General features: G+C 71.5%; 18 protein-coding genes and 2 tRNA genes. 12 read left to right on the top strand and 8 right to left on the bottom strand.

Annotated elements, in window-relative coordinates:
* Positions 1-13 precede the first annotated feature (13 nt).
* Positions 14-1,624, bottom strand: coding sequence for a hypothetical protein (locus WME95_RS24920; RefSeq protein ID WP_437910882.1), 1,611 nt, complete (start codon positions 1,622-1,624; stop codon positions 14-16).
* Complete coding sequence (locus tag WME95_RS24915) at positions 1,621-1,875, bottom strand: hypothetical protein (RefSeq protein ID WP_044965533.1); 255 nt, start codon at positions 1,873-1,875, stop codon at positions 1,621-1,623. Before WME95_RS24915 ends, WME95_RS24920 begins: the two co-directional genes overlap by 4 nt.
* A 136-nt stretch (positions 1,876-2,011) precedes the next feature.
* Between WME95_RS24915 and WME95_RS24910 the strand changes: the two genes are divergently transcribed.
* The gene (locus WME95_RS24910; protein ID WP_437910881.1) at positions 2,012-2,707 is read left to right on the top strand and encodes an SMI1/KNR4 family protein; all 696 of its coding nucleotides are present in this window, start codon (positions 2,012-2,014) and stop codon (positions 2,705-2,707) included.
* Positions 2,708-2,910: 203 nt separating this feature from the next.
* On the top strand, positions 2,911-4,434 hold the full coding sequence (locus WME95_RS24905) for a serine/threonine protein kinase (RefSeq protein ID WP_437910880.1): 1,524 nt from the start codon (positions 2,911-2,913) through the stop codon (positions 4,432-4,434).
* Positions 4,435-4,609: 175 nt separating this feature from the next.
* Here WME95_RS24905 and infC read toward each other — a convergent pair whose 3' ends face one another.
* The 3 genes from infC to WME95_RS24890 form a co-directional block, all read right to left on the bottom strand.
* Positions 4,610-5,335 (bottom strand): translation initiation factor IF-3, encoded by a 726-nt coding sequence (gene infC / locus WME95_RS24900; RefSeq protein WP_437910879.1) that lies wholly within the window; start codon positions 5,333-5,335, stop codon positions 4,610-4,612.
* Between the two features lie 238 nt (positions 5,336-5,573).
* Positions 5,574-5,909 (bottom strand): hypothetical protein, encoded by a 336-nt coding sequence (locus WME95_RS24895; protein WP_437910878.1) that lies wholly within the window; start codon positions 5,907-5,909, stop codon positions 5,574-5,576.
* Positions 5,910-5,942: 33 nt separating this feature from the next.
* Positions 5,943-6,014 (bottom strand) — tRNA-Val (locus WME95_RS24890).
* Positions 6,015-6,510: 496 nt separating this feature from the next.
* Here WME95_RS24890 and WME95_RS24885 point away from each other — a divergent pair.
* The 9 genes from WME95_RS24885 (at position 6,511) to WME95_RS24845 (ending at position 17,336) form a co-directional block, all read left to right on the top strand.
* The gene (locus WME95_RS24885; protein ID WP_437910877.1) at positions 6,511-7,653 is read left to right on the top strand and encodes a transketolase; all 1,143 of its coding nucleotides are present in this window, start codon (positions 6,511-6,513) and stop codon (positions 7,651-7,653) included.
* A 202-nt stretch (positions 7,654-7,855) separates the two neighbouring features.
* The gene (gene yajC / locus WME95_RS24880) at positions 7,856-8,290 is read left to right on the top strand and encodes a preprotein translocase subunit YajC (RefSeq protein WP_437555184.1); all 435 of its coding nucleotides are present in this window, start codon (positions 7,856-7,858) and stop codon (positions 8,288-8,290) included.
* Between the two features lie 55 nt (positions 8,291-8,345).
* Entirely contained in the window at positions 8,346-10,499 is a 2,154-nt protein-coding gene (gene secD, locus WME95_RS24875) for a protein translocase subunit SecD (RefSeq protein WP_437910876.1), read from the top strand.
* A 74-nt stretch (positions 10,500-10,573) separates the two neighbouring features.
* Positions 10,574-11,815 (top strand): protein translocase subunit SecF, encoded by a 1,242-nt coding sequence (gene secF, locus WME95_RS24870; protein ID WP_437910875.1) that lies wholly within the window; start codon positions 10,574-10,576, stop codon positions 11,813-11,815.
* 88 nt (positions 11,816-11,903) lie between these two features.
* Positions 11,904-13,664 carry a single-stranded-DNA-specific exonuclease RecJ gene (gene recJ / locus WME95_RS24865; RefSeq protein WP_437910874.1) on the top strand — a complete coding sequence of 587 codons (1,761 nt, stop codon included), beginning with the start codon at positions 11,904-11,906 and terminating at the stop codon, positions 13,662-13,664.
* Positions 13,665-13,704: 40 nt separating this feature from the next.
* Positions 13,705-14,484, top strand: coding sequence for an ABC transporter ATP-binding protein (locus tag WME95_RS24860; RefSeq protein ID WP_437910873.1), 780 nt, complete (start codon positions 13,705-13,707; stop codon positions 14,482-14,484).
* Positions 14,485-14,519: 35 nt separating this feature from the next.
* Positions 14,520-15,629: an MlaD family protein gene (locus WME95_RS24855; RefSeq protein WP_437910872.1), complete on the top strand. Its 1,110-nt coding sequence runs from the start codon at positions 14,520-14,522 to the stop codon at positions 15,627-15,629.
* Positions 15,630-15,770: 141 nt separating this feature from the next.
* On the top strand, positions 15,771-16,913 hold the full coding sequence (locus WME95_RS24850; RefSeq protein WP_437910871.1) for a pyridoxal phosphate-dependent aminotransferase: 1,143 nt from the start codon (positions 15,771-15,773) through the stop codon (positions 16,911-16,913).
* A 351-nt stretch (positions 16,914-17,264) separates the two neighbouring features.
* Positions 17,265-17,336 (top strand) — tRNA-Val (locus WME95_RS24845).
* Between the two features lie 253 nt (positions 17,337-17,589).
* On the opposite strand, the gene WME95_RS24840 is transcribed toward WME95_RS24845, so the two are convergent.
* Together WME95_RS24840 and WME95_RS24835 are read right to left on the bottom strand one after the other, a co-directional pair.
* The gene (locus WME95_RS24840; RefSeq protein WP_437910870.1) at positions 17,590-18,540 is read right to left on the bottom strand and encodes a hypothetical protein; all 951 of its coding nucleotides are present in this window, start codon (positions 18,538-18,540) and stop codon (positions 17,590-17,592) included.
* 51 nt (positions 18,541-18,591) lie between these two features.
* Positions 18,592-20,202, bottom strand: coding sequence for a TIGR02266 family protein (locus WME95_RS24835; protein ID WP_437910869.1), 1,611 nt, complete (start codon positions 20,200-20,202; stop codon positions 18,592-18,594).
* Positions 20,203-20,468: 266 nt separating this feature from the next.
* On the opposite strand from WME95_RS24835, the gene WME95_RS24830 reads away from it, so the two are divergent.
* A complete protein-coding gene (locus WME95_RS24830; RefSeq protein WP_012237106.1) occupies positions 20,469-20,834 on the top strand; it encodes a PilZ domain-containing protein in 366 nt (121 codons plus the stop codon).
* Between the two features lie 227 nt (positions 20,835-21,061).
* On the opposite strand, the gene WME95_RS24825 is transcribed toward WME95_RS24830, so the two are convergent.
* A complete protein-coding gene (locus tag WME95_RS24825) occupies positions 21,062-22,705 on the bottom strand; it encodes an EB domain-containing protein (protein WP_437910868.1) in 1,644 nt (547 codons plus the stop codon).
* Positions 22,706-22,920: the final 215 nt, after the last annotated feature.

Genomic DNA, 22,920 nt, shown 5'->3' with positions numbered 1-22,920 from the left:
GTCAACCTCGTTTTCAGCGAGGGGGCGCGCCGCGCGGCGCGCGCGAGAGCGCGCCGCCTGCTGGAGGTCCGGCGGGCAGCGCCTCGAGCAGCGCGAGATCGCTCCAGAGCGCGTCGACGTAGCGCGAGCGCGGGCGCGCGAAGCGGATCGCGATCGTGTAGCCGCGGCCCGCGAGCGCGTCGCGCGCCTCCCGCGACAGCGCCTCGCTGGTGATGAGCGCGCCGCCCGGCCCGGCCTGCTCGACGTAGCGGACGAGCGCGGCGTCGTCGCGGACGCGCACGGGCAGCCGGCCCGGGGCGCCCTCCTGGATCATCCGGTCGAGGTCGCGCGTGAGCACCGGGCGCGGCGGCGCGCCGGCGTCGCGGAGGAAGCGCACGATCGCGGCCGCCGGCGAGGGCGCCTCGTGCTGGCGAGCGAGCGAGATCGCGTCGGCGAGCCATTGCGCCGCGAGGGCCGCGACGAGGGCGAAGGGCGCGGTGGCGCGGAGCGCGCGGTGGCGCGGAGCGCCCTCCGCCGCGGGGCGCGCCGCCGAGAGGGCCGCTGCGCCGGCGGCCATGGCGACGAGGAGGAGCGGGACGAGCGGGAGCCAGTGCCGCGGCTTGAAGGCGATGTTTTGCCCGAGGAGCGCCCAGAGGAAGTAAGCGAACGCGGAGACCCAGAGCTCGGGTTGCTCGCGCAGCGCGCGCGCGGCCCGCTCCCGCGACGCGACCCGGAGCGCGCCCGCGGCGAGGAGCGCGATCAGGAGCGGCGCGCCGAGCCAGCGCGCCGCCGGCGCGTCGGGCCACGCTCCGCCGAGCCCGTTGGCCCAGATCCCCCAGATCACGCCGCGGAGGCGATCGAGCGGCGACGACACGGTGATCGCCGTCCCTCCCCAGCGGGTGAAGTGCCCGAGCCCCTGGACCCACGTCGTCGCGACGAGGTCGCGCGGCGTCGCGATCAGCAAGAGCGGCACGAGCCACGCGAGCGCGCCGGCCGCGAGGTCGCGGCCGCGCGCGAGCCACGCGAGGCGGCCGCCCTCGTCGCGGGCGATGACCGCGAGGCAGGCGAGCGCGAACGGGAAGTACGAGAGCCGCACGCCGAGCCCGACGCCGAGCAGCACGAGCGCCCAGGTGCGCGCGCGCGCCGCCGCGGCGGCGGTATCCGGCGGCGCGCCCGGAGCGGCCGCCCGCGCGTCGCGGAGGCGCCGCGCGCGGGCGCACAGCCAGAGCGCCGCGGTCACCGCCGCGGTGCCGGCCATGTCGCTGAGGAGCTTCTCGGACGACAGCCAGAGGAACGGCGAGGCGAGCGCGAGGACCCCGGCGAACACCGCGGCGCGCCGCCCGGCGACGTCGCGCGCGAGCAGGGCGGTGAAGGCGACGGCGGCAGCGCCCGACGCGGCGCTGACGAGGGCGAGCGCCGCGCGCGGCGTTGCGCCGAGCAGCGCCAGCCCCTTCGCCGCCGCGACGAACACGGGGTAGTACGGCGCGTGCGGGCGGAGCGCGGCCACGTCGAACCGCTCCACGCCGAGCGCGAACCGGAGCGCGTCGATGTCCTCGTCGTGATCGATGCGGAAGAGCAGGCGCGAGGCGAGCGCGGCGGCGGTGAGCGCGGCGAGCGCGAGGAGATCGCGCCGCTCTTCCCTCACGAGCCCGAGCCGGATCCCGAGCCGGGCGCGTGCGTCGGCGCGCCGCAGTCCGGCTGATCCACGCTGGCCGCCCCGGCGCTCGTGGTGGCGCCCGAGCCCGATCCCGAGCCCGGGAGCGGCGCCGCCGGCGTGTCGCACTGGTCGAACAGCTCCTCGCCCGCGTAGTCGAGGCACGCCGTCGCGAGCGACGCGACGACGAACGTGGCGCCCGCCACGACGAACGCGGTGCGAAGCGATGCCCAGGAGCCCAAGCCAGTCACGCAAGCACCGTGCCGCTGACCCAAATGACTGTCAAGCGCGTGCGTCCCCCGGGTTGCGCCTGCGCGGCGGGGCGGAGCGTCGCTCGTTTTTTGCTCCTTCCGGCGCCGCGCGCGTAGGGTCGCGCGCATGGAGTGGCTCGAGTCGATGCACCGCATCCGCGCGCTCAAGCTGGAGCTCGCGCGGATGGATCCGCGGCAGGGAATGCCGATCGCGCCGCCGGCCGGGGCTCCCGAGGAGGCGATCGCCGGCGTCGAGCGGCGCCTCGGAATGGCGTTGCCGACGAGCTATCGGGAGCTGCTCTCGCGGCACGACGGCTGGCCGCAGCTGTTCGCCGGCGCCAGCCTGCTCGGGGTGCGCGCGCTCGCGCGCGGCTCGTACATGGACGTCGGGCGGATGGTGCTCGAGCACTGCGAGGGCGAGGAGGCGCGTGGCGCGGGCGACCGCGACGGCGCGCCGGCGACCGTGCGCGGCCGCTATGGTGCGCGGAGCGCGCTCGTCCCGTTTGGCATCGACGCGGCCGCCGAGACGGTCTTCGCGTGGGATCCCGAGGCGAGGGCGCCTGACGGAGAGCTCGAGATCATCCTCTGGACGAACGACGTCGGGCTGCGCCTGTCGGGCTTCCCGGAGCTCCTCGACATGGTGAAGGACATGCTCGCCGCGGAGCTCGACGATCGCCGGAAGCGCGCCGCCGCGCAGGTCGCGCAGATCGAGCCCGCGGCGCTCGCGCGCGGCGCGGTCGCGTCGAGGAGCCGCGTGCGCGCGGTGGCGGTGCCGCTCACACCTGCACCTCGGCCGTTCATGCGGAGCGCGCTCACGGGCTGAGCGAGCCTCGCCTCCGAGCCTGGCCGCTGCGATGCCCGCGTAAGGCTGCGTCCAGGGGACAGGGCGCGCGCTCGTGCGCGAGCGTGCGCGAGCGTGCGCGAGCGTTACAGACCGCATTCTTTGCGCGCCTCGCTCGCGGGCTCCGATGAAGACGAGCCGGTTGTTTCCGCGCGCAGCGTGGGACGTGGTGTACTAGGTGGACCATGACGGATGCCCACCAGCAGCAGCGCTACCGGGTCATCGAGCGGCTAGCTTCGGGCGGCATGGCCGAGGTCTTCCTGGCGGAGAGCGCCGGGATCGAGGGGTTCAAGAAGCAGGTCGCGATCAAGCGCGTGCTCCCGCACCTCAGCGAGAAGAAGCGCTTCATCGCGATGTTCCTCGACGAAGCGCGGCTGTCGGCGCACCTCTCCCACTCCAACGTCGCGCAGGTGTTCGACATCGGCGTCGGCGACAACGCGTACTTCATCGTGATGGAGTACGTGGACGGCGCCGACCTGAAGGCCGTCCTCGAGTCGATGCGCAAGGCCGGCCGCACCCTCCCGGTCGAGTCCGCCGTGTTCATCACGGCGAAGCTCTGCGAGGGGCTCACCTACGCCCACGAGCTCAAGTCGGCCGACGGGCATCCGCTCCAGATCGTCCACCGGGACATGTCGCCTCCGAACGTGCTCATCACGAAGTACGGCGAGGTGAAGATCGTCGACTTCGGCCTCGCCAAGGCGACGAGCCAGCTCGAGAAGAGCGAGGCCGGGATCATCAAGGGCAAGTTCAGCTACCTCTCGCCCGAGGCCGCGCAGGGCCAGGAGGTCGATCACCGCACTGACATCTTCGCGCTCGGCGCGATCCTCTGGGAGATGCTCTCCGGGAAGCGGCTCTTCCTCGGCGACACCGACTACCAGACGGTCAAGCTCGTGCAGCAGGCGCAGATCCCGCCGCTCTCCGAGAGCAACAAGGCGGTCCCCCCCGAGCTCGATCGCATCATCGCCCGCTCGCTGGCCCGCGATCCCGCGGAGCGTTATGGCTCGGCGCGCGAGCTCGGCCGGGATCTCACGACCTTCCTGTACAGGTTCGGCAGGCCCGTCAGCGCCTACGACATCGCCGAGCACGTCCGCAGCGCCATGGCGCTCCGGAAGCGCGCTCCCACGTCGGACAAGGCGTCGTTCATCGACCGGCTCATCGAGGAGACGCTGCTCGAGTTCACGTCGCTGCCGGACGACAAGGCGGCGCCGAGCACCACGCGCTTGAACGAGCCGCTCAAGATCTCGGCCTTCGAGGACATCGGCAAGTGGGCCGACGAGATCAAGCTCTCGGCGCCGGGGGACAAGCTCTCGGCGCCGGGCGAGGACGTCATGCGGCGGTCCCTCGCCACCGTGTCGGTCGAGGAGGGCAACCTCGCTGCGCTGGAGGAGACGGGGTTCGGCCTTCCGCTCGCCCCCTCGTCCAGGCCGGCGGGTCCGCTGCTCGCGCCGCCTGTGCCGGCGCATCCGCCGTTCGAGAGGCGAGCCGTACCGACCCTGGCCTCCCCGCGGCCCGTACCCGAGATGCAGCGCCCTGCGCCGCCCACGCCGGCGCCTATCGCGCCGCTCGTCCCGGCTGCGCCGCTCGACCTGGAGCCGGATCTGGCCCCTCCAGCCAGGACCGGGGGCGGCGCGGTGAAGGCCGTGCTGCTCGTCGCCGCGCTCGCCGCCCTCGCCGCAGGCGCGTGGTTCGGCGGCCTGATCCCGCACTGACACGGCGAAGGGAGCGTGCTCCTTGCGGCGCCCATGGCCGAGCCATGGGCGCTGCGTGCTGCGCGGCGGCCAGCGCCACGAGCGCTCAGCGCATGTCAGCACGCGTCGACACGCCGCCCTTGCGAGGCGCGCCGCACCGTGATCGGTGTCGTGGCGCGCTCTCTCGCCGGATGCGTTACTCGGTCCCCTCCGCCTCGTCGTCCTCCTCGTCGTCCTGCTCCTCGAGCTCCCTCTCGAGCTTCTCGATCTCCTCGTCCTCCGTGTCGTCCAGGGCAGGAGCGGCGCGCCCTTCCTGGATCGCCTTCTGACGCGCCTTCTCCGCGGCGGCGCGGGCCTGGGCCACCTTCTGCAGGATCGCCGGCTTGGGCGCCATCATCAGCGTCATCGTGCGCTGCTCCATCATGGGGCGCACCTCGACGTTCGCGATCTCCTCGCAGTGCTGGACGATCCAGTCGAGCTGCTCCTGCGCCTTCTCCGGGTGGGTGATCTCTCGGCCGCGGAAGCGCACCGTGAACTTCACCTTGTGGCCTGCGCCGAGGAACCGGTGAGCAGCCCTGGTCTTGAACTCGAGATCGTGGTCGTCCGTCTTGGGACGGAGCTTGATCTCCTTGATCTCCACCACACTCTGCTTGCGCTTCGCCTCGCGGGCCTTCTTCTTCTCGTCGTACTTGTACTTGCCGAAGTCGAGGATCTTGCAAACCGGGGGATCCGCCTTCGGGTTGACCTCGACGAGGTCGAGCCCCTTCTCCTGTGCTCGGCGCAGCGCCTCGTGGGTCTGCATGATGCCGAGCATCTCGCCATCATCACCGATGACGCGGATCTCCGGGACGCGGATGCGCTGGTTGATGCGGATCTGCGGCCCCCGCTGGGCCTGCCGAGGGTCGAAGCGTCTCATCGCCATGTGATATTTCGCTGCCTCCTTGTGTGCTGTGCTCTTGAAAGCGACGGTCCGCCGCTCCGCGACCGAGCCCGGTCGTGGCGTCCATCACCACGACAATGTCGCCTGACTCTGCGCCGCAGGCAACGGCAGCAAGCAGGACGAGCGCCGCGGCGCATCGGCGCTCCGGGCCATGGCGCGCCGGGCTCGACGGGGGTGGGGAAGGGACTGCCGGGCGAGAGAGGCCGGCCGGAGCGGCAGGTCACGAACCCGATGCGCTCACGGCGAGCCGGGGGAGCTTCCGCGCTGCGGCTCGCCGGTCGGCGAGCTCCGCGAGCGGAATCGCCCCGAGGGCCTCGTCGAGGTCGCGCGACCGGGGGGCGGCCACGGCGTTCGCCGAAGGGCGATCCGGAGCGCTCGTCCGGACCAGCCCGATCGGGGCCGAGTCGTCGAAGTGGAAAGGGGTGTGAAGCTCGATGAGGCGCCCGTTGACGTGGGCGCCGAGGATGGGGCGGTTCTTGGCGATGTCGTCCGCGAGAGCCTTGCGCACCGTGGTGCGGGCCGCCGGGGCGGCCAGGGCTGTCTGATCGAGGGCCATGAAACCTCGCAGGCTAGGTCTCCTGCTGATTTGTAGGCGCGGCCGGTTTCGAACCGGCGACCCCTACCGTGTCAAGGTAGTGCTCTACCACTGAGCTACGCGCCTATGTCCCGCCCGCTCGGCCCGAGGCCGACGAAACGGAGAGCGCCTCCTATCAAGGGGGGGGGAGTCCGTCAAGCGATATGTTTCCTGGGGGTCGCTTTTGTCGTGGCGGCCCGGTGCCTGGTGGTCGGTTTCTGGTGTTCCTGGTGAAGGCTCGGGCGGCGGCCGTCATCGCCCCGCCGCCTTGGTCGAGCAGCCGGTTCGCCGAACCGTCGATGCCATCGAGCGGTCGACGAGGCCCGGCGGCAGCCACAGGCCAGGCGCGGCAGGCGTCCATCGCGCGCTCGACGCGCCGGGCGAGCGACCGGTCGGGAGCCGCGTGCGGCGGACGCTCATTGGACGCTCATTGCGCGGTGGGAGCGTGAATTCTCGGAGTTACGTCCGGACACGGACGAACACTGACGACCGCGATCGCCGCGCTACTCGAGGCCGGCCGCTGCGCGGAGGCCGATCGCGCTCGCGCTTGACCTCGCGTGCGGCTCGGGCGACGAACGATGGGATGGCAGGGCCTGACGGTCTAGGCTCGCCGCCGGATCCGGCGGCGGTGATCGCACATGTCGAGGTGGCCGCGGGGAGCGCGCTGTTCGCCGCGCACGCAGCCGTGCCCGGCAATCTGCCGATCGAGCGCGCCGCGTGCGCCACCGAGGCGATCCGCGGCGCCGCTGCGCGCACGCGCGCCGGGCAGCGTGCGAGCGTCGTGCTGGGCGCCCACGAGCTCGTCGGGGCGCTCGCCGCGCTCGGCGAGGCGGCGGCGGTGCGGACGCCGGTCACCGTGCACGTCATCGAGCGCCGCGGCGGGCTCGCCGTCGGGCGCGACGAGCTCGCGCCTGCGCTCGACGTCGGCGCGGGGGTGCTCGTGACCTGGAGCAGCCAGGAGGCGGCCGACATGACGCTGGTGGCGCGGCGCGCCGCCGAGGACAGCGAGACGCCGTTCCTGCACCTCGTCGATGCGCTGCCGTCGGACGTGTCGGCCCTCGGCGGGGCGCGCGAGCTCGCGGCGCGCTTCCTCGGCTCCGAGCGGAGCGCGCCGACCTTCACCGACGCGGCGCCGGGTGAGAGCGACGGCGACGGGGGGCCTCGCCCGCAGGGCCGCGGCGTCGTCCGGAAGCGGGCCGAGCGGGGCTTCTGCGCGCGCGTTCCGTTCGCGCTCGCCAGCGCGATGCGGGAGCTCTGCGAGCTGACCGGCAGGCCGCTCGGCGCGATCGAGCGCGTCGACACCGCGGACGCGGAGGAGATCTTGGTGGTCGTGGGCTGCGCGTTCCCCGCGGCCCGCGAGGTCGTGCGCAGCCTGCGCGCGCAGGGCCGCCGCGTCGGCCTCGTGGGCGTGCGCGCGCTCCGCCCGTTCTTCGGCGCCGACGTGGTGAAGGCGCTCGCGCGGGCCAAGGCCATCGTGGTCCTGGAGCCGCTCGACGTGCCGCTCGCGCCGTACGGGCCCGTCGCCGCCGCGGTGAAGGCGGCGTTCGCGGACGCGCTCACCTGGGCCCCGGGCTTCCCCAGCGTCGGGCGCATCCCGCCGATCCTCTCCGCGACGTTCGCGACGATCGACGGCACCATCACCGAACGCGACGTGCGCCTCTCGCTCGCCGAGATCGCGAGCGGGGAGCGCGCTCGCCGGCACATCGTGTTCGGCAGCGACGGCTGACGCCGCGCGGCAGCGGAAGCGCGGCAGGGGACGGAAGCGCGGAAAGGGCCGCCAGGTCGCATTCCCTGGACGCCCGGGTGAGCCTGCCCGCCTAGCTCCTTGCGCGACCCTTGGATCCTGGGTATGGAGGCGGGCCCCGGGGGGTTGGGAGAGGCCCGCAATTTGCGGGCGAGCCCGTCGGGGCCCGGAGACACGCGTCACCTTGGCAAGCTCAAACTGGTTCCAGCCGAACGCCGCCCCCGGGCGAGCGGGCAACGCGCCCGCGACGCCGGTCGAAGGTCAATCGCCGCCGTCCGGAGGGCAGGAGGCGCCGCCTTCTTCGCCGTTCGGCGGAGGGGCCTTCCAGTTCCTCATCCTGGCGCTGCCGCTGCTGCTCATCTTCGTGATGACGCGGAGCCAGAGCAAGAAGCAGAAGCAGCTCGAGTCGAGCCTCAAGGCGGGCGACCGGGTCGTCACGCAGTCCGGGCTCCTCGGCAAGATCATCGACATCAGCCCGAACTCCCCCAGGGTCAAGCTGGAGATCGCCCCCGGCGTGAACGTGCAGGTCCTGAAGAGCGCGATCCAGGGCCCCGATCCGGGCGAGGTCGCCGCGGCGGACGCCAAGGTCGCCGACGCGGCGAAGGAAAAGAAGTCGTAGGCCGGCGCTCGGCCCAACAGGAAGCTTTTTTACCGCCCCCGCGGCGCCAGACTCCATGCTCCTAAACATCTTCCAGTACGGGTTCGCCGGCGTCGCCGGCCTGTGCCTCCTCGGCGCGTGGCTCAGCCGAGCGAAGCGCGGCGTCTTCGCCTGGGCGGCGCTCTCCGCCGGCGCCGCCGCGATCGCGGCCCACTACCACGTGTTCTGGGCCCTCGCGACCTTCGGCCTGATGGTGCCGTGGGCGCTGCTCTGCGTCGGGCCGTGGATCGATTTCGCGTGGCGGGTAAAGACGGGCTTCGTCCTGTTCCTGGCGCTCGGCTCGGCGCTCGCCATCTACCCGACCTACCACGACGAGCGGTACGGCCGCCCCGTCCACACCGGCCTCTCGTCGGAGGAGGTCGCGGAGCAGGAGACCCGGGCGAGGGCCGGCGAGCTCGGGTTCAGCCGCTTCCTGACGTCGAACATCCCGTTCCGCCTGGTGCGCGGGCTCGATCTGAAGGGCGGCCTCCGCCTCGTCTACACGGTCGACGTCGACGAGGCGATCAGCGACAAGCGCGATCGGTACTACGACGATCTGCGCGCGGCGCTCGCGAAGTCGTTCGGGTTCCACGAGGGCGACAAGCCGCCGACGATCGAGGAGATGCAGAAGCTCCAGACGAAGCTCCGCATCGAGAAGTCGCGCGAGCAGGCGGACACGATCGCGATCACGTTCGACGACCCGGCGGACTCCGAGAAGATCAACGACGAGTTCCTGGCGAAGTTCCTGCACGAGCTGCAGCTCCAGCGGTCGGCGGATCGCCGCGTCGCGAAGTTCCGGATCCGCGACGAGGTCTCGAGCAGCATCCGTGAGCGGGCGGTGTCGCAGGCCAAGGAGACGGTGCTCCGCCGCGTCGACGGGCTCGGCCTCAAGGAGGCGAGCGTCTCCACGCGCGACGAGGACGTCATCATCGAGGTCCCCGGCGACGACGAGGCCGCGTTCACCACGATCCGCGAGATCATCAGCCAGACCGCGCGGCTCGAGTTCAAGATGGTCGACGACGACCAGGACTTCTTCGAGCCGATCGCGAGGAGCGCCAAGGAGGAGGACCTCCCGAAGGGGCTGACGTTCTCGATCGAAAACGCGCCGGTCGGCCCCGGGAAGACGAAGCCGGTCCACTTCGCCCGGATGGTGCGCGCGGAGCACGAGGAGCTGCGCGACACGCTGAAGCGGCTGCGCGAGTGGGTCGGGACGCTCCAGGTACCGGCGGACAACGAGGTCGGCTACGGCAAGCTGTACGAGTACAACGAGGAGAAGGACGTCGTCGAGGAGATCGGCTGGCGGACGTACTTCCTCTTCAGCAAGGCCGAGATCACGGGCGACATGGTGCGCGACGCGCAGGCGCTCCCGGATCAGAGCGAGGGCGGCCTCGGCGGCTGGTACGTGTCGATGGATTTCACCCCGACCGGCGCCGACCGGTTCGAGGACATCACCGGCAGGAACGTCAAGCGGCGGTTCGCCATCATCCTCGACGAGAAGGTCGAGAGCGCGCCGGTCATCCAGACGAAGATCGGCGGCGGCCGCGCGCAGATCACGATGGGCTCGCAGAACCCCGATCAGCAGCTCCAGGACGCGCGCAAGCTCGAGCTGGTGCTCCGATCGGGCGCGCTGCCGGCCCCGATCTCCCCCTCGAACGAGCAGCGCATCGGCCCGTCGCTGGGCAAGGACGCGATCCAGCAGAGCATGAAGGGGGCCATCGCGAGCGGCGTGCTCGTCGTCGTGTTCATGGTGGTGATCTACAGCCGCGCCGGGCTCATCGCGGACATCGCCGTCGTCTTCAACCTCATCCTGCAGATCGCCGTCCTCGCGATGTTCGGGGCGTCGATGACGCTGCCCGGCATCGCCGGCCTGGTGCTCACCATGGGCATCGCGGTCGACGCCAACGTGCTGATCAACGAGCGCATCCGGGAGGAGCTCAGGAACGGCAAGAGCCCGCGCGCCGCGGTCGACGTCGGCTATGACAAGGCGTTCAGCGCGATCCTCGACGGCCACGTGACCACGCTGATCTCGGGGCTCATCCTGGCGCAGTACGGAACCGGCCCCATCAAGGGCTTCGCGATCACGCTGATCGTCGGCATCGCGATCAGCCTGTTCACCGGGGTCGTCTGCACCCGCCTGATGTTCGACTGGGCGGTCCGCGGCCGAAAGATCAAGACGCTCTCGCTCGGCTGAGTACGGGGGCGCGCGAGCGGATCTCCGACCTTTGAGGGAGAACGCGCGAGCGGATCTCCGATTGAGACACGACGATGGAACTCATCAAACCTGGCCGTCAGTTCGACTTCATGAGCAAGCGCTGGCTCTTCATCGGGCTCAGCGGGGTGCTGCTCATCCTGTCGATCATCTCGTTCATCGTGCCGGGGCCGAAGCTCGGGACCGATTTCAAGGGAGGCACCGAGGTTGAGGTCGCCTTCCGGGCTCCGGTCTCGAGCGCCGAGGTCCGCGAGGCCGTCACCAAGGCGGGCTTCGACTCCCCGGACATCGTGTCCGTCGCGGATCAGGCCAACCCGAACCGCTACCTCATCCGGGTCCACGAGGTCTCGGCCCTGTCGGAGCAGCAGAAGGGCGCGGTGCGCGATCGGCTGTGCCTACCGCCGGAGAACGGCTCCGTCCCCGAGGACCGCTGCCCGCCCGCGCTGCGCGCCACCGAGGTGAAGTTCAGCCCCGGCGGCGACAAGATCTCCACGCGCTACGACACAGCGCCCGACCTGGAGGGGATCAAGAAGCAGCTCGAGGGCATCGAGGGGGTCGAGCTCAGGGCCGGCGCGAACAACCCGCTCGTCGTGAGCGAGCGCGACCACAAGGTCGAGCTCCACCTCAAGTCGAAGGGCGACCAGCTGATGGACGGCCTCCGGCAGCACCTCGGCGCGGACAAGGTGCCCGAGCAGGCGCTCCGGGTCGAGTGGATCGGCCCGAAGGCCGGCGCGCAGCTGCGCGACGCGGCCATCAAGAGCATCGCCATCACGATCTTCTTCATCATGGCGTACATCGCGTTCCGGTTCGACATCCGGTTCGCGCCCGGCGGCATCGTCGCGCTCGTGCACGACGTCGGCATCGCGCTCGGCGCGATGGTGATCACGCAGCGGGAGATCACCCTGTCCACGGTCGCCGCGCTCCTCACGATCGTCGGCTACTCGATCACGGACACGGTCGTCGTCTACGACCGGATCCGCGAGAACCTGGGGAAGCACCGGGACATGAGCTTCTCGGCCGTCATCAACTTCTCGCTCTCCGAGATGCTCGGGCGCACGATCCTCGTGTCCATGACGACGCTGCTGTCGCTCGTCATGTTCCTCTTCTACGGCACGGGCGTCATCCGGGACTTCGCGTTCACGCTCGTCGTCGGGATCGTCGTCGGCACGTACTCGTCGATCTACGTCGCGGCGCCGCTCACCGAGTGGATCGACCGCCGGTTCTTCGGCGCGAACGGGAGCAAGCGCAAGAAGGTCAGCCGCGTCCGCACGCAGAAGCGCGCCGACGCGGTCGTCTGAGCGCCTCGCCGTGGCCGCGCGGTGCCGCGCGGCCTGAACCGCCCCAGGTCATGGACGCACCCCTCTCGTCGGTGTACCCGCTTCTGTGATGAGCACCGCCACGGAGGCCTGGAGGGAGCTCCCCGAGCGCGAGGCGCAGGCCTCGGCTTCGCACGGCGCGGGGGGCGCCGCGCCCGTCGCGGATCCGGGCGAGGCGTCCGCCGAGGCGCTCGTGATGGCGCGCCAGCTGGGGCTGTCGATCACGGTAGCGGACATCTTGCACCGGGCCGGCTGGGCGCCTGACGAGGCGACCCGGCGCTTCCTCGACCCGCGGCTCTCGCACCTCACGTCGCCCGACGCGATGGCCGATCGCGAGGCGAGCGCGGAGCGGATCGCGCGCGCCGTGCGCGTCGGCGAGCGGATCGCCGTCTTCGGCGACTACGACTGCGACGGGATCACCGCGACCGCCATCATGACCGGCGGGCTGCGCGCCCTCTCGGGACAGGTGGTGCCGCTCCTCGCGACGCGCGCCGAAGGCAGCTACGGCCTCTCGGCGCCCGCGCTGGAGCGCGTGATGCGCGCCGGTCCCACGCTGCTCATCACGTGCGACTGCGGATCCAGCGATCACGAGCGGCTGGCCGCGGCCCGCGCGGCCGGCGTCGACTGCGTCGTCATCGATCACCACCTCGTGCCGGCCGAGCCGCTCCCCGCGATCGCGTTCCTGAACCCGCACCGCGCCGATTGCGGCTTTCCGTACAAGGGGCTCGCCTCCTGCGGGCTCGCGCTCTCGCTCCTGGCCGCCGTGCGCAAGAAGCTCGGCTCGTCGCTCGATCTCCGCCCCTACCTCGACCTCGTGGCGATCGGCACGGTCGCCGACGTCGCTCCGCTGACCGGCGACAACCGCGCGCTCGTGCGCGCCGGCCTTGGCGTGCTCCAGACCGGGCCCCGTCCAGGGCTCCGCGCGCTCGCGGCGCTCGCCAACCTCGATCTCGGGCGCGGGGCGTCCGCAGAGGACGTCGCCTTCCGGATCGCGCCCCGCCTCAACGCGCCCGGTCGGCTCGGCGATCCCGACATCTCCCTGGAGCTCCTGCTCGCGCACGACGGCGTGACCGCCTCCGCGCTCGCCGCCACGGTGGAGCAGGCGCAGATGAAGCGGCGCGCGATCCAGGACGAGATGTTGACCTCCGCGCTCGCCGAGATCGAGCGCGCCGGGTTCGATCGGGATCCTGCGATCGTCATCGCGCGGCAGGGCTTCCACCCCGGCGTGGTCGGCATCGTCGCTGGCAGGATCACGGGTCGCTACGGCAAGCCGACGATCGTGATCGCGCTCGAGGGCGCGAAGGGGCGTGGCTCGGTGCGCGGTCCAGCGGGCGCGCGGCTGCACGACGCGCTCACGCGGTGCCGCGCCGAGCTCGTCGGCTTCGGCGGCCACCAGGCGGCGGCCGGCGTCGAGGTGCGCGCCGATCGCGTCGAGGCGCTCCGGGCGGCGTGGTGCGACGCCTTCCGCGAGCAGGACCTCCCGGCCGCCGCGGCGTTCGCGGCCGCCCACGTCCGGCTCGACGATCGCGACGATCCAGCGGCCGTCGCGCGCGATCTCGAGCGGCTCGAGCCGTGCGGCGAGGGCAACCGCCCGTCGTACGTCCTCGTGGCGGGCGCGGCCGTACGCTCCGCGAGGAACCTGAAGGGCCACCTCAAGCTGGAGCTCACGTTCGCCCGCCGCGAGATCTCGTGCTTCGGGTTCGAGCTGGGCGAGCTCGCGCCGCGGTTCACCGGCAAGCGCGTCGACGTGGTGGGCCGCCTCCGGCGCGACGCCTGGCGCGGCGGGGACGCCGTCGAGATCAGGATCGAGCACGTCGCCGCGTCCGACTGAGCGTTCGCGGCGGGCCTCCGCGGCGTGCTAGCGTGAACGCGTGGCTGAGCCGCTGATCCGGTTCTCGCGTGTGCGCAAGGCCTTCGGTCCGAAGGTCATCTACCGCGACCTGAACCTCGAAGTGTACCCGGGCGAGACGATCACCATCATGGGCGGCTCGGGCGTCGGCAAGAGCGTCATGCTCAAGCTGCTCATCCGTCTGCTCGACGCTGATGATGGATCTATCCAGTTTCACGGTGAGGAGATCACGCGCCTGAGCGAGTCGCGCATCGCCGGGGTGCGCCAGCGCATCGCGATGCTCTTCCAGGGCGGCGCCCTGTTCGACTCGATCTCGGTCGGTGAGAACGTCGCTTACGGCCTGCACGAGCACTACCGGAAGGAGATGACCGAGGCGCAGATCGCGGATCGGGTCAACTGGGCGCTGTCGCTGGTCGGCCTGCCGGGCATTGAGCAGATGCGCCCGGGGGACCTGTCCGGCGGCATGAAGAAGCGCGTCGGCCTCGCGCGCGCCATCGCGGTGCAGCCCGAGGTGCTGCTCTACGACGAGCCGACGACCGGCCTCGATCCGATCAACACCGAGCGCATCAACCACCTCATCAAGGGGCTGAAGCAGGCGCTCAACGTGACGAGCATCGTGGTGACACACGACATGAAGAGCGCGTTCTCGATCTCGGATCGGATGGCGATGATCTTCCGCGGCGAGGTCATCGCGACCGGCACCCCGGACGAGTTCCGGAAGTCTACCGATCCGCATGTCGCCGATTTCATTACCGGGACCGCTCCGGTGAATGAGGACGTCCAGACGCTTCTCGGCGCGTGACGATCCCCCCGAGATCGCGCAAGATGCCCTTCTGCATGGGCAGAGCGCGCGATCTGAAGGTCGGACTCTTTGTGCTGGCGGGCCTTGTGCTCTCCGCCGTAGTCATTTTCCTGATAGGCGACGAGCGGCGGCTCTTCGACTCTTCCGTCAGCTTCACGACGAACTTCGGCGACGTCCAGGGGCTTAAGCCGGGCGCGCCCATCCGCATGGGAGGCATCGACATCGGTCACGTCGCCGAGGTCGGTTACGGCCCTGATCCGAAGGACACCAAGATCTATGTGAAGCTCGAGATCGTCGAGAGCGAGGCGAGCCGGATCAAGACGGACAGCGTCGCCCAGATCGCGAACAAGGGCCTGCTCGGCGACAAGATGCTGGAGCTCACGAAGGGGCAGAGCCCGGACTCGGTGCCGCCCGGCGGCCACATCCCCGGCGAGGTGCCGACCGACGTGATGGGGAAGGTGACCGGCATGGCCGAGAAGGCCGAGGCGACGCTCGACAACATCCAGAAGGTCTCGGAGAGCATCGCCGACGAGAAGCTGCACAGGGATCTCCGCGAGACGGTCGCCTCGGCGAACACGCTGATGAAGCAGGTGACCGAGGGGGAAGGCTACCCGCACCGCTTCCTGACCGATCCCGAGGAGGCCGAGCGCATCTCGCGCACCGTGCAGAGCCTCGACCGCCTCAGCACGGAGCTCGCGAGCGCGGTGCGCGAGGTGCGGGGCGTCGTCTCGCGGGTCAAGGAGGGGCCGGGGTTCGCGCACGACGTCATCTACGGCGACGGCCCGCAGAAGCAGATTCAGCAGTTCGGGAGCGCGGCGGACGAGGTCGCCATGACGCTGCGGGGCATCCGCGAGAGCGACAGCTTCGCGCACGACGCGCTCTATGGCGGCAAGGGCGACGGCGCCGAGGCGCTCGCCAACGTGACGGCGATGACCGGCGATCTGCGGGCGATCGTGCACGACATGAGGGCGGGCAAGGGGACGCTCGGCGCCCTGCTTGTCGATCCGTCGATCTACGAGGACATGAAGAGCCTCCTCGGCAATGTGCAGCGCAACGACGTGCTCCGCGCGCTCGTGCGCTACTCGATCAAGCAGGACGAGCAGAAGCCCGCGGTCCAGGTCGGCGGCGCCACGCCGTCGCCCTAGCGGCACATCCGAGCCGCCCGCGCAAGCGCCGGAGCGGTAGCGCCTTGCGTTATCTCAGGCCGCCCTTTATTCCTCAGTGTCTCGATGCCCAGGAAGCTCGCTGACCGTCTGTCGGCCGTCGCGCCCAGTGCAACGCTCGCCATGGCGGCGAGGGCCGCGCGCCTCCGCGCCGACGGGCACAAGGTCTTCTCCTTCGGCGTGGGCGAGCCTGACTTCGACACGCCGGAGCACATTCGTACCGCGGCGAAGGCGGCGCTGGACGCCGGCGCCACCCACTACACGGCCGTGTCCGGCATCTCCGAGCTGAAGTCGGCGATCTGCGCGGCGACCGAGCAGCACCGCGGCTGGCGGCCGCTGCCGAGCCAGGTCACCGTGAGCTGCGGCGCGAAGCACGCGTTGTTCAACCTCGCGACCGCGCTCTTCGAGCCGGGAGACGAGGTCGTCATCCCCGCGCCCTACTGGGTGAGCTACCCGGAGCAGGTGCGCCTCGTCGGCGCCACGCCGGTCGTCGTCAACACGACCGAGGAGATGGGGTTCCGCCTTACGGCGGACGCGCTCCAGGGCGCGCTTTCTCCGCGGGTGAAGGCGATCATCCTGTGCACGCCCTCCAATCCGACCGGCTCGGCGTATGCGGAAGAGCACCTGCTCCCGCTCTTGGGCGTGCTGCGGCGGCATGACTGCTGGATCGTCGTCGACGAGATCTATGCCGATCTCACCTACGACGGGTTCCGGCACGTGTCGCTCCCCGCGCTCGCGGAGGACCTCGCGCCGCGGGTGATCGTCGTCGATGGGGTCAGCAAGACCTTCGCCATGACGGGCTGGCGGATCGGCTGGAGCATCGCGCCGGCCGAGGTCGCGAGGGCGCTCGACGTGGTCCAGGGTCAGAGCACCACGAACGCGGCGGCCGTCTCCCAGGCGGCCGCTGTCGCCGCCCTGAACGGGCCCCGCGACGCGGTGTTCGCGATGCGCGCGGCGTTCGCCCGGCGGCGCTCGCTGATGGTCGAGGGGCTCAACGCCGTACCGGGGGTGCGCTGCAGGACGCCGGAAGGGGCGTTCTACGCGTTCGCCGACGTGCGCGGGCTCTGCGGGCGCGCTTTCCAGGGGACGACGCTCGCGAGCGACGAGGACGTGGCGACGTGGATGCTCGAGCAGGCGCACGTCGCCGCGGTCGCCGGCACCCCCTTTGGCGCGCCTGGGTACCTTCGCTTCTCGTATGCCTGCGATGAGGACCACATCGAAGCAGGCCTCGCCGCGCTCCGGCGCGCCGTCGCGACGCTCGATTGACCGCGCGCGTCGCTCTGCGCCGGTGTCCACGCGCGCGCTCGAAGCGCAGCGGCGCCCGTCCCCGCTCGCCCGACCGCGACATGGCGCGGACGCGGCGGCCCGTCTGGCTCCCGTGCCCCGGTCGCTCACGGGCGGCGCGCAGCCGGCCCGCGCGAGCCCCGCGGCCGGCGCGCTGGCCGCGGCCGCAGGCGCGCCTTCACCGGCGACCCGTCGGTTCGGGCCTGGCTCCGGCCTGAAGGAGCTCCGCGAAGAAGTTCGACATCGGCAGCGAGTTCTTCTTGTCGAACGCCGATGTTTGGGTTAAAAGCGCCACGTCTTTCCGAAACGGCCGGGCGACAACCGGCTGGCATCGGGCGCATAACTCAGCGGTAGAGTGCGTCCTTCACACGGACGAAGTCGCAGGTTCAAGTCCTGCTGCGCCCACCCCGATTCGCTCCCCTGGTGAGCTGGTTCCACGCGTCGAGCTGTCTGCGTGGCCGTGCCGCTCCCAGCAGGTGTTGAGCGGTTGCTTCGGAGCGATCGAATCGCCCGCGCGGCCGTGCCGATGCGCTCCCTCCGTGCCTGCAGCTTTGCGGGGGTGGCGCGGAGAGAAGCCGCTCGGCGCCGTCACGTCGGGGCGTGAAAGCGGCGAAGCGAGGGGGCGCAGGCCGGTTCGGGGTTGGCGAGACGAAGGCGTTCAGCGAGCAGCGCTCGCGGCGGGCGGCGCTGCCGCCGCCTTGTCGTTCTTGCGCTTCTCGATGACGCTGGCCGTCGCGCGGAGCTCCTTCTGGAGGGGGCCGCACCTGAGGCACTTGCGCGTCCGATGGCCCCGGCATGGCTGGGGGGTGCCCAGCGCCTTGATGTAATGGAGCGCGCGGACATCGCCCTCCTCGCGCACCCTGGCGAGCATCGCCTTGGTGGGGCACTCCGTGAGGCGGCGCAGATCGTCGGCGACGAGCAGCGCCGGCGACGCGAGCTGCCGCACGCTGCTCTCCATCAGCCGTGTGCTCGCGTGGTCCCTGGGCCAATCGCCGAACTTCGGCGCGGTCACCACCTCGTAGAGCAGGTCGGGACCGCGGCTTCCCATGTGCTTGGCCATCAGATCGAACGCCGTGAGGGCGACGTCCGGGGTGCCGTTCGCCGCCCTCAGGATGATCTGCTTGAGCTCGTCGTTCCCGGCCTCCTCGGGAGCGACCTCGAACAGCCGCTGCGCCGTGAGCAGCGCGGCCGCCATCGCCTTCTCACGCCCCTGCGCGACCGCGAGGGCCCGGAGGACCGCGGGGTCTTCCGGATACCGCTGCGCGAGCGAGCCGAGCGCCGCGCTCCCCGCGGCCTGGGCGCTCTCGAGCTCCGCGGGCTGAGCGCGGGCAGGCGGCGCCTTCGCCGGGGTCTCGGGCTCCGCGGGCGCGAGCGCCGGCGCCGGCTCGGGGGCCGGCGCGCTGCTGCTCTCGCGGCCGCTGCTGCTGGGCGCGGCGGCCGGCGAAGGGCCCGGCAAGGCGCTGGCGCCCCCCTCGAGCGCCGTCACCGCCGTGGGATCGCGCAGCGCGACCGCGCCGCAGACGAGCCCGGTCGCGGCCAGCAGGCCCAGCGCGGCCAGCGTGGCGGCCGCCTTCGAGCGGCCCAGCCCTGATTCACCGACGTGACTCACCGAGCCGCTCATCGCAGCTGCCTCTCCCGCGGAGGACCCGCGGCCTGGTCATCAACCGTAGGGATCGTCGTTCTTCGGCGGCTTCGGCGCGGCCGGCCTGGGCCTAGGGGCCGCCGGCTTGGGCGCCGCGGGCGCCGCCGTCGCCGTGGGGGCCGCGGGCTCTGGCGCTGGGGTGGTCGCTGCAGGCTCCGCCGTCGGCTTGGGGGCCGCGGGCTCCGCCGTCGCCGGGGCTGCAGGCTCGGCCGTCGCCTTGGGCGTCACAGGCTCCGCGGTCGCGGTGGCGCTCGCCGTCGGCGCCGCGGGCGCTTCGGCGGTCGTCGTGGGCGCCGCCGTCGCGGCGGGCGCAGCCTTGTCCGTCGCCGCGGGCACGACCTCCGTCGGCTGAGGCTTCTCCGCCGGAGCCGCAGGCTTCTCCGCCGGAGCCGCAGGCTTCGCCGCGGGCTGCTCGGGCGCGGCCGGCGGGGTCGTGGAGGGCTTGTCGCTCTGCCCGAAGACGAGCCAGAGCGCGCCGCAGAGCGCTGCCGCGACCAGCAGGATCGTGAGCAGCCGCCCGGTGCCGCTGCTCTCCTCTTCCTGCGCGAGCGGAGCCTGGGCCGCGGGTGCGGCCTTGGCCGTGGCCGCCTTCTCTTCCTTCGGCTTGGCGGCCGCCGGCTTCGCCTTCGCCTGATCGTCGGACGCCTTCACGTCCTGGCGCGCAGGCTTGCCGTGCAGATCGTCCGCCGGCGCCCGGTCCGCGATCTCGGCCGGTCTCCTGGCCGCGGCCGCCTTCGCTGGTCTCGCCTCGGCCGCGGGCGCCTCGTCCCGCGCTTCCCGCTCGTTCGCCAGCTGGGCGACCGCCGGGACCGGGATCGCCGCCGGCTCGGCCAGCGGCCTGACGTGCTCCTCTTTCGGCGCCGGAGCGGACTCGGCCTTCTTCGGCGGGGCGGCCATGAGCGGCTCCTTGGACGGGCCGATCTCGTCCAGCGAGCCGCCGGCGTCGGCGAGCGCTTGCTTCAGCAGCTCGGCCGCCTGCTTCATCATCGTCCGCTCGTCGGGCGGCGGCATCTCCTTCTCGGGGTTCGTCTGCGGGAAGAAGCCGCCGCCCTCCGCGACGTCGGCCTTCTTCGCCTCGCCCTTGCCCGCGTCGGCCTTCGCCCCGATCGAGCCGAGCCCCAGCATCGTCGACGCCCGCTTCACCTGCGCCTGCGCTGCCTTGGAGGCCGCGGCCGCGGGCTCGGCCTGCGGCGCGCTCGCGGTCGCCGACGGGGCCGTGATCTCCTGCACGTCGTCGCCCAGATCCGCGCGGTCGGTGATGCCGGCCTCGAACGCCGACCCGGCGCCCGCTTGCGCGTCGACGAGCCGGGTGATCACGGCCTTGGATTTCTCATCGATCTTGATGAACTTCACGCCCATGCCCGCCGGGTGCGCGTCGCTCCCCTGCGCGGGCTCGCGCTTCCACACGACGCGGCCGACGCCGGCGATCACGGCTTGCTCGTCCTGCAGACGGATCTCGAACTTGAGCAGCGTGCCGGCGGGGAAGGGCGACGGCGTCTTGATGAAGATGCCGCCTCGGCTCACGTCATGCGAGTGGTGCTCGATGAACTCGTCGACCGTGGCGCTCTTGTAGCGGACGGTCATCTGCAGCACTCTCGCTCGCGGATCTTTGCGTGTGTCCTGGGCCATCAGGGTAGAACTCCCGTCTACTTCGCGACTCGCTCGCGACTCGCTCCAGCGGATGTGGTCCGCATGTTACCCAAGGTTCGCCGCGAAGCCCAAAGGCTAACACGTGACGGTCGCTTTACCGAACGCAGCCATGGGCGACCGGGCGAGCATGCTGTTCGCGCGGCGCGCGTGGTCGCGCCTGCGCCCCTGCGCCGCACGGCTTGGCGAACCGAGCGTGTGCGCGCGTCTCTCGTGATATGTTCGCGTCGACTGGAGAATGCGCCAGGATGGCTGTCCGGGACCACTTTCGCGTTCACGCGAGGCGACGCGTCGATCTTGGGGCGACGCTGCGCGATCGCCAGTCGATCGAGGAGCACGGCGTTCGCATCCGCGATCTGGGGCTGGGCGGCGCCGGCATCGAGCTGTCCGAGGCCCAGCTCGCGTCGGAGCTCCTGGATCCCGAGGCGTCGGTGACGCTCGAGGTCACCGCCCCGAACCTGTGGGATCCGCTGAGCCTCCGCGGTCGTATCGCCTGGATCCGCCGCGGTGCGGCGGGGCGGCCGGCGCGCGCGGGCGTTCGCTTCGAGCACCACGACGCCGGGTCGCTCTACGGCCTCTACCAGCTGCTCGGCACCGAACACTTCGACCTTTAGCGCGAGGGGCGCCCGCTTCGGATACGGGCCCATCTCGGCGCTTTCGGTGCTCGGCGTACGTGAGTACGCCTGCGCGCCGAAAACGCCGATCTGGGCCCGTCTCCTGTGCGGGCACCCCCCGCGCTGCGGCTGGGACGGGGGAGGGAAGAGGGGCTCGGCTGCCCCGACGCGCTGCGCTGGAGCACGTCTGCGCGTCGGGAACGTCGCTCTGGGTGCGGGAGACGGGGCTAGAAGGCGAACACGGGGCTGACGGTGGGGGCCAGGACGAGGCCGAGCGTTGGCCACATCAGCATCACCTTCATCTCGGCAGACACTCCGAAGTTCTGGGTGATGCCATAGACCACACCGGCGCCTAGCGCCGAGAAGTTCCGCCCGGTGATCTGGAAGGCATCGAGATTCTCGACGTAGCGGGTGTTCGCCGGACACCTGTTGCTGCTGCTGGTGCGCACCAGATCCCCTTCCTCGGTGCGGCGATCGCACACATCCACAGGCACCGAGGCGTTCACCTGGGCCAGCCCGATGGGCGAGGCGAAGGCATAGGGGCGGAACCCGCCCTTCTCGACAATCCGATCCCCCAGGAGGAAATACGTGGCGCGGAGCTCCGCATGGAGCGGCAGGAAGCTGAGCGCCTGGAGGTGCGGGTTCTGCAGGTCATTGCCCGCCTCGTCCGTCCACGGGGTCGGCCCGTTCTTGGAAGACGGCGAGCCGCCGAACGCGAATCCGACCCGTACGCCGAGGAGCAGCGACAGGTCCGAGAACAGCTGCCGATCGTACGACAGCATCACCCGCCACCCAGCGAGGCTCAGGCCGCCCTTGACCCCGTTCGTTCCCTCCAGATCCGCGGGCTCGCCGTAGAACTGCCGGCCCTCGCCGCCCGGATAGAAGCAGGCGTAGGCGGCGTCGCTGCCCGAGCAGACGTAATCCGTACCGCGCACCAGGAGCAGGTCGAGCTGGCCGGAGACGCCGACCACGTTGCGGTTGCCCTTGCCCTTGCCCTTCGACGCCCCGCCGCCCTCGTCGCTCCCCTGCTCGCAGGTCCCGTTCACGCAGGCGAGCCCCGACTGGCACTCCTCGGTCGCCTCGCAGGCCGAACCCCACGTCTTGTCCCCGCGCTTGCCGCCGGCCTCGGGGCAGCCAGGCAGGCCCGGCGGGCAATCCTCCTTCGCGGCGCACCGCTTCGGCGGCTCCTGGCCAGGCAGCGACGGCTCCTGCTCGATCTCGTTCTTGATCGGCACCCGGTGAGGCGCCTGCATCGAACCGGCGGTGCCCACCGGATCGCCCGCCTCGTCCCTCAGGATGACGAAATACCGGATATCGCCGGTCGTCGTGACATCCTCGCAGGGGATCTCCACCCCGAAGCCGCTCTCGATACGCCTCATCTCGAGCGACTTCCACTTGGGCGAGCCGAACGGCTTGTAGCGGACCGTCGCCTTGGACGCGTCGATCTCCTCCGGGATCTCGACGTACACGGGCACCGGCGTGTTCACCGCCTGCTCCGCCACCGGCGTGTGGGGAACGTCGCCCGCCGCGGCCTTCGTGGCCTTGCCGCCGCCGTCGCGAGGCGCCTTCCCGGCGGCCTGCGCCTCCTTCTGGGCCTCCTTGAACGCCTGGGCCAGCTCGGTCGTCGTCAGCGCGTCGATGAGCGCCGCCTTCGGATCGGCCTGGAGCGCCAGCACGAACTCGGCCTTGGCCTGCTGGAGCTTGTTGCCGCCGCCATACACCGTGCCGAGCGCGATGTGCAGCTTGCCGACCACCGGCTTCGAGCAGGCGTTCTTGTCGCACTTCTTCAGGGCGTCTTTGAGCTTCTTCTCCGCCTTGTCGAACTCGACAGAGAGGTAGTCATCGTCCATCGCCTGGTTGTGCAGCTTCATCGCCTCCGCGTCCTTTTCGCCGGCGGCGCCGGCGACCGCCGGCGCGCCGAGGACCCACAGCGAAGTCAGTGCAGACGCGAGACGAGCGCGGCGTGAACGACGGAAAAACACGGGTTCAGACCTCCAGGGTGTGCTGGGGAGGGGCTCTTGCTTTCAGGAGGAGGGGGCCGGGTCCGGCCCCCTGGACTGCGCGGTCGAGAGCGACCGTACCCCGA

The organism is Sorangium sp. So ce327, from assembly GCF_051530205.1.
In the GTDB taxonomy this organism is placed as follows: domain Bacteria; phylum Myxococcota_A; class Polyangia; order Polyangiales; family Polyangiaceae; genus Sorangium; species Sorangium cellulosum_B.
Note: the sequence above shows the minus strand (reverse complement) of the source record. Positions and strands in the feature narration are given on the sequence as shown.

Bases quoted from the DNA above. Each gene is read 5' to 3' on its own strand.
- WME95_RS24855 (WP_437910872.1), top strand. From the start codon at position 14,520: ATGGGCAGAGCGCGCGATCTGAAGGTCGGACTCTTTGTGCTGGCGGGC.
- WME95_RS24910 (WP_437910881.1), top strand. From the start codon at position 2,012: ATGGAGTGGCTCGAGTCGATGCACCGCATCCGCGCGCTCAAGCTGGAG.
- WME95_RS24825 (WP_437910868.1), bottom strand. From the start codon at position 22,705: ATGAAGCTGCACAACCAGGCGATGGACGATGACTACCTCTCTGTCGAG.
- recJ (WP_437910874.1), top strand. From the start codon at position 11,904: ATGAGCACCGCCACGGAGGCCTGGAGGGAGCTCCCCGAGCGCGAGGCG.
- WME95_RS24885 (WP_437910877.1), top strand. From the start codon at position 6,511: ATGGCAGGGCCTGACGGTCTAGGCTCGCCGCCGGATCCGGCGGCGGTG.
- WME95_RS24835 (WP_437910869.1), bottom strand. From the start codon at position 20,202: ATGGCCCAGGACACACGCAAAGATCCGCGAGCGAGAGTGCTGCAGATG.
- secF (WP_437910875.1), top strand. From the start codon at position 10,574: ATGGAACTCATCAAACCTGGCCGTCAGTTCGACTTCATGAGCAAGCGC.
- WME95_RS24895 (WP_437910878.1), bottom strand. From the start codon at position 5,909: ATGGCCCTCGATCAGACAGCCCTGGCCGCCCCGGCGGCCCGCACCACG.
- infC (WP_437910879.1), bottom strand. From the start codon at position 5,335: ATGGCGATGAGACGCTTCGACCCTCGGCAGGCCCAGCGGGGGCCGCAG.
- WME95_RS24850 (WP_437910871.1), top strand. From the start codon at position 15,771: ATGGCGGCGAGGGCCGCGCGCCTCCGCGCCGACGGGCACAAGGTCTTC.
- WME95_RS24905 (WP_437910880.1), top strand. From the start codon at position 2,911: ATGACGGATGCCCACCAGCAGCAGCGCTACCGGGTCATCGAGCGGCTA.
- secD (WP_437910876.1), top strand. From the start codon at position 8,346: ATGCTCCTAAACATCTTCCAGTACGGGTTCGCCGGCGTCGCCGGCCTG.
- WME95_RS24830 (WP_012237106.1), top strand. From the start codon at position 20,469: ATGGCTGTCCGGGACCACTTTCGCGTTCACGCGAGGCGACGCGTCGAT.